This window comes from Streptomyces sp. SID3212 (assembly GCF_009865405.1).
Lineage (GTDB): Bacteria > Actinomycetota > Actinomycetes > Streptomycetales > Streptomycetaceae > Streptomyces.
This window is the reverse complement of record NZ_WWJY01000493.1, coordinates 1-5,776: the sequence shown is the minus strand read 5'-3', so window position 1 is coordinate 5,776 and position 5,776 is coordinate 1. Positions and strand designations below refer to the sequence as shown.

The window sequence follows — 5,776 nt, the reverse complement described above, 5'->3', positions numbered from 1 at the left end:
GCCGCGGCGGCGCGCGAGCGGCTCGCCGGCGTGCTCGCCACACCGGCCCCGGCGACCGCCCACCACATCAGCGCCGTCGGCCACGCGCACATCGACTCCGCGTGGCTCTGGCCGCTGCGCGAGACGGTCCGCAAGGTCGCCCGTACGACGGCGAACATGACCGCGCTGCTGGAGGACGAGCCCGAGTTCGTCTTCGCGATGTCGCAGGCGCAGCAGTTCGCCTGGATCAAGGAGCACCGGCCCGAGGTCTACGCGAAGGTCAAGAAGGCCGTGGCGGAGGGCCGGTTCGTGCCCGCGGGCGGGATGTGGGTCGAGTCCGACACGAACATGCCCGGATCCGAGGCGATGGCCCGGCAGTTCGTGCACGGCAAGCGGTTCTTCCTCGACGAGTTCGGCATCGAGAACGACGAGGCGTGGCTGCCCGACACCTTCGGCTTCGCCGCCGGGCTGCCGCAGATCATCAAGGCCGCCGGGTCCAAGTGGCTGCTCACCCAGAAGATCTCGTGGAGCAAGATCAACAAGTTCCCCCACCACACCTTCGACTGGGAGGGCATCGACGGGACCCGGATCTTCACGCACTTCCCGCCCGTCGACTCCTACAACTGCTCGATGACGGGCGAGCAGATCGCCCACGCGGCCCGCAACTTCAAGGAGAAGGGCGTCGCCAGGCACTCCCTCGCCCCCACCGGCTGGGGCGACGGCGGCGGTGGCACGACCCGCGAGATGATCGGCAAGGCCGCGCGGATGCGCAGCCTGGAGGGGTCCGCCACCGTCGAATGGGAGTCCCCGGGCGCGTTCTTCGCGAAGGCCGAGGCCGAGTACCCGAATCCGCCGGTGTGGGTCGGTGAGCTGTACCTGGAACTGCACCGCGCGACCCTCACCAGCCAGGCCAGGACCAAGCAGGGCAACCGGCGGAGCGAACACCTCCTGCGCGAGGCCGAGCTGTGGGCGGCCACCGCCGCCGTACGGGCCTCGTCGGCGACCGGGGCGTCCGCGACGGGGGCTCCGGACGCCTCCCCGGAGACCTCTCCGTACACCTATCCGTACGACGCGCTCGACCGGATCTGGAAGACGGTGCTCCTGCACCAGTTCCACGACATCCTGCCCGGCTCCTCCATCGCCTGGGTGCACCGCGAGGCCGAGAAGACGTACGCCGCCGTCGCCGCGGAGCTGAACGGCATCATCGACGCCGCGCAGCGTGCCCTGGCCGGTGACCCCTCCGGGGGGACGACCCTGCTCTTCAACTCCGCGCCGCACGCGCGCCACGGGGTCGCGGCGGGCGCCGCCGGGCCGGCCGGGGGAGCGGGACAGGCGGAGCTGTCGCCGCGCGAGGACGGCGGGTTCGTCCTCGGCAACGGGCTGCTGGAGGTCGTGGTCGACGGCCGCGGCCTGGTCGTGTCCGCGTACGACATCGCCGCCGAACGGGAGACCGTGGCCCCCGGCGAGGCGGCCAACCTGCTCCAGATCCACCCCGACTTCCCCAACCAGTGGGACGCCTGGGACGTCGACGAGTTCTACCGCAACACCGTCACCGACCTCACGGACGTGGACGAGGTCATCGCCGTCCCGAACGGCGACGGCGCGGCCGTCGTCCGGGTCGTCCGCTCCTTCGGTACGTCCAAGGTCACCCAGCTGCTGACCCTCGCGCCCGGCACGAAGCGGCTCGACATCGACACCGAGGTCGACTGGCACGAGACGGAGAAGTTCCTCAAGGCCGCCTTCCCGCTGGACGTGCACGCCGAGCGGTACGCCTCCGAGACGCAGTTCGGCCACGTCTACCGGGCCACCCACACCAACACGTCCTGGGAAGCCGCCAAGTTCGAGGCCTGCAACCACCGCTTCGTCCACCTGGAGGAGCCCGGCTGGGGGGTCGCGCTCGTCAACGACTCCACGTACGGCCACGACGTGACCCGTACCGTCCGCGCGTCCGACGGCGGCACCACCACGACCGTACGGGTCTCGCTGCTGCGCGCCCCGCGCTTCCCGGACCCCGAGACCGACCAGGGTGTCCACCGCTTCCGGCACGCGCTCGCGCCGGGCGCGGCGATCGCCGACGCGGTCAGGGAGGGTTACCGGATCAACCTGCCCGAGCGCCCGGTCGAAGGGACCGCGGGCGAGGTGGCGCCGCTGGTGGCCGTCGACAACGACGCCGTGGTCGTCAGCGCGGTCAAGCTGGCCGACGACAAGAGCGGCGACCTGGTCGTACGGCTCTACGAGTCGACCGGGGGCCGCGCCAGGGTCACGGTCGCCCTGGGCGCCGACATCGGCGGACTCGCCGTGACGGACCTCCTGGAGCGCCCGCTCGCGGACGTGGAGCGGCCCCAGGTGACGGACGGAGCCGTACGGCTGTCCCTGCGCCCGTTCGAACTGGTCACGCTGCGGCTGACGCGGGTCTGAGGAGCGGGGTCCGTCCGGCGGCGCGGGCCGCCGGACGGCCTCAGCCACCCGAGGCGCGCGCGGCATGCCCGCCCACCGCCTGGAGGGCGACCAGATCGAGGAACTCCCGCTCGTTGCCCGCCAGGCCCGCCGCGTCCAGCGCCTCGTCCGCCTCGGCGATCGGGGCCGCCAGCAGGGGTGCGGCCAGGGACGCCTGCAAGGGGTCGTCCAGAACGGCGCGCACCGCGGCCAGCAGGCGCAGATAGGCCTGGGCCGCGGTGCACTCACCGGGCGTGGCGGACGGAGTGGAGGTGGTGGCGGTCATCTCGGCTTCCTCCCCAGGAATCTGTCGGACTCTCAGGTCCTCAAGTCTGATCCATGGGTCTGACAATCCGGTCCCGCCGCCGCCCGCACGCTCTTCCCGGGGGACTTCCCGAAGGACTTCCCGGGGGCCGGGCGGAGATCACTCCTCGACGAGCATCCCCGCGCGGAGCTGCGAGATGATGCGGTTCAGCAGCCGCGACACATGCATCTGGGACACGCCCAGCTCCGTGCCGATCTGCGACTGCGTCATCTCCCGGCCGAAGCGCATCTCCACGATGCTGCGCTCGCGCTCGTCCAGCTGCTCCAGCAGCGGTGCCAGCGCGTGCAGGTTCTCGACCTTCTCCATCGCGGGGTCCGGCTCGCCCAGCACGTCGGCGAAGGTCCGGCCGCTGCCGCTCTGGCCCTCGTCACCGGTCGGCATGTCCAGCGACCCGGCGGTGTAGCCGTTCGTCGCGACGAGGCCCTCGATGACCTCTTCCTCGTCGATGTCGAGCAGCTCCGCGAGCTCCTTGACGGTCGGGTCCCGGTCCAGGCCCGTGGCCAGGTGCTCCTTGGCCTTCGCCAGCTCGACCCGCAGCTCCTGGAGCCGGCGCGGCACGTGCACGGCCCAGCTGGTGTCACGGAAGAAACGCTTGATCTCGCCGACGATGTACGGCACCGCGAAGGAGGTGAACTCGACCTCGCGGGACAGGTCGAACCGGTCGATCGCCTTGATCAGGCCGATCGTGCCGACCTGGATGATGTCCTCCATGTCGCCGCCGCCCCGGTTGCGGAAGCGGCCCGCGGCGAAGCGGACGAGCGAACGGTTCATCTCGATGAGCGTGTTACGGGCGTACTGGTATTCGCGCGTGCCCTCCTCCAGAACCATGAGCTGGTCGAAGAAGAGCTTGGACAGCGCGCGGGCGTCCTTCGGAGCGACCTTGCTCGGGTCGTCGATCCGCGGCAGTACGTCCTCCGACCGCTCGGCCGTCCTCTCCACCCCGACAGCGCGCACAGTTCCGGTTGTCATCACACTCACCCTCCACAGCAGCGGACCGTACCGGTGGCGCTAGTGCCCCGTACTCGCCGACTCATTCCCCGCCGAGGGCGAACAATCGTCCGGAGCCGGAAAAAGGTCCCGCCGCCTCCGCCGCGGATCCCGCGATCCGGGCGGGGACACGGACCGGGGCGGGTACGGGGAATGCGCTTTCTGGCCGCTCTCCCAGCCCGTTCGCTGCGCCGGCTCCCCGCCGGGGCGGGCGATCGCCTGTGTAACGCATTGACGTGAGGCGACACGCTGGATTTACATGGCACCGTCAGACCGGGCGGCAGACGGGACGCTTCGGGGGCCTGTACGAAAGGGCTTTCTCCCGACGGCACGTCGACGTCCTAGGACGACACCCTCAACCGGGAGAGCCGTAAGCGATGACCTCCGTCCCCCCTGCCCCCGTCCCCGTCGGCCGCACCCCCGCCGCCGACCGCGCCCACTGGGAACGGACCGCCGACCGGCTGCTCCTGGCCGTACGCCCGTACGCCACCCCGGACCACTCACTCGTCCGGTTGCCCGGCCCGGCCAGCCACAACGGCGCCTGGAGCGACGGCCTCGAAGGCTTCGCCCGGACCTTCCTGCTGGCCGCCTTCCGCCTCGCCGGGGCGCGGGGCGAGGACCCGCACGGTCTGGCCGAGTGGTACGCGGCCGGCCTGACCGCCGGGGTAGACCCCGCGCACCCGGGGCGCTGGCCCGCGTTCAAGGAGAGCAACCAGGCGAAGGTCGAGGCGGCCTCCGTCGCGCTGGCCCTGCACGAGACCCGGCCCTGGATCTGGGACCGCCTCCCCCGCCGCGTCCAGGAACAACTCCTGGAGTGGCTGGGCGCCATGGCGGGCACCGACATGCCGGCCAACAACTGGATCTGGTTCCAGGGCGTCACCGAGGCCTTCGCCCGGGGTGTGGGCGGCACCTGGCGCCAGGACGACCTGGACCGCACGATCGCGCTCACCGACGACTGGTACGCGGGCGAGGGGTGGTACTCCGACGGGCTCACCGGCGGCGCGCACCGCAACTTCGACCACTACAACGGCTGGGCCATGCACCTCTACCCGCTCTGGTTCTGCCGCGTCATGGGCGACGCGGCGCCCCCGGGGCTGCTCGACCGCTACCGCGCCCGGCTCCGGCGCTTCCTGGAGGACCAGCGGCTGCTCGTCGGCGCCAACGGCTCCCCGCTCGTCCAGGGCCGCTCGATGACCTACCGCTTCGCCGCGCTCGCCCCCGTATGGACCGGCGCGCTCTTCGACGCCACGCCCCTCGTCCCCGGCGAGACACGCCGGCTCGCCTCCCGGATGCTCGACCACTTCACCGCGCACGGCGCCACGGACGACGCCGGGCTGCTGACCCTGGGCTGGCACCGGCCCTTCCGGGGCCTGCTCCAGACGTACTCGGGGCCGGCCTCGCCGCACTGGGCCGCGAAGGGGTTCATCGGGCTGCTGCTGCCTCCCACCCATCCGGTGTGGACGGAGGAGGAGAGCCCTCTCGCCGTCGAACAGCACTCCTTCGTACGGCCCTTGAAGGCACCGGGCTGGCTGGTGTCGGGCACGGTGTCGGACGGTGTCGTACGGGTCGTCAACCACGGCGCCGACCACGCCGATCCGGCGCGCCTCCACTCCGACGACCCTTGCTACGCCCGCCTCACGTACTCCACGCACACCGCTCCCGAGATGCCCGAGGATCCGGCCGGCGGGCCGGTCGACGCGACTGCCACGCTGGTGGACGCCGAGGGCAGGGCGGCGCACCGGCGTCCGCTGGAGCGGATCTCGGTCGAGGGCGCCACGGGTGTCTCCCGCAGCAGGGCGCACTGGCCGGCGGACGAACGCTGGGACCCGTTCGGGGGCCCGGACACGGAGTACCGGGTCGGGCCGTGGGTCACGGTGGGGTCGGTGTTGCGGGGGTCGGTGGAGATCCGTCTGGTACGGGTGGATCCGGGCGGCGCGGACGAGGACGGGGGGCCGTGGCGGCTGAGGTTGGGGGGCTGGGCGGTCGCGGTCGACGGGGCGGAGGAGCAGCCCGGCGCCGAGGCGCGGCCTCCGGCCGCGCTGTGTCCCC

General features: G+C 72.1%; 4 protein-coding genes. 2 read left to right on the top strand and 2 right to left on the bottom strand.

Annotation, left to right across the window (positions count from 1 at the left end):
* Nucleotides 1–2,397, top strand: a 2,397-nt coding sequence (locus tag GT042_RS15055; protein WP_161309226.1) for a glycoside hydrolase family 38 C-terminal domain-containing protein, incomplete at its 5' end; no start/stop codon positions are given.
* 40 nt (nucleotides 2,398–2,437) lie between these two features.
* Here GT042_RS15055 and GT042_RS15050 read toward each other — a convergent pair.
* Together GT042_RS15050 and GT042_RS15045 are read right to left on the bottom strand one after the other, a co-directional pair.
* Complete coding sequence (locus GT042_RS15050; RefSeq protein ID WP_161309225.1) at nucleotides 2,438–2,701, bottom strand: hypothetical protein; 264 nt, start codon at nucleotides 2,699–2,701, stop codon at nucleotides 2,438–2,440.
* Nucleotides 2,702–2,839: 138 nt separating this feature from the next.
* Nucleotides 2,840–3,709: an RNA polymerase sigma factor SigF gene (locus tag GT042_RS15045; protein WP_161309224.1), complete on the bottom strand. Its 870-nt coding sequence runs from the start codon at nucleotides 3,707–3,709 to the stop codon at nucleotides 2,840–2,842.
* Between the two features lie 395 nt (nucleotides 3,710–4,104).
* Between GT042_RS15045 and GT042_RS15040 the strand changes: the two genes are divergently transcribed.
* Nucleotides 4,105–5,776 (top strand): DUF2264 domain-containing protein (locus GT042_RS15040; RefSeq protein ID WP_161309223.1); only part of this gene is annotated, 1,672 nt, incomplete at its 3' end.

Excerpts from the sequence above, each read along its gene's own strand:
- GT042_RS15050 (WP_161309225.1), bottom strand. The coding sequence starts at position 2,701 with ATGACCGCCACCACCTCCACTCCGTCCGCCACGCCCGGTGAGTGCACC.
- GT042_RS15045 (WP_161309224.1), bottom strand. The coding sequence starts at position 3,709 with ATGACAACCGGAACTGTGCGCGCTGTCGGGGTGGAGAGGACGGCCGAG.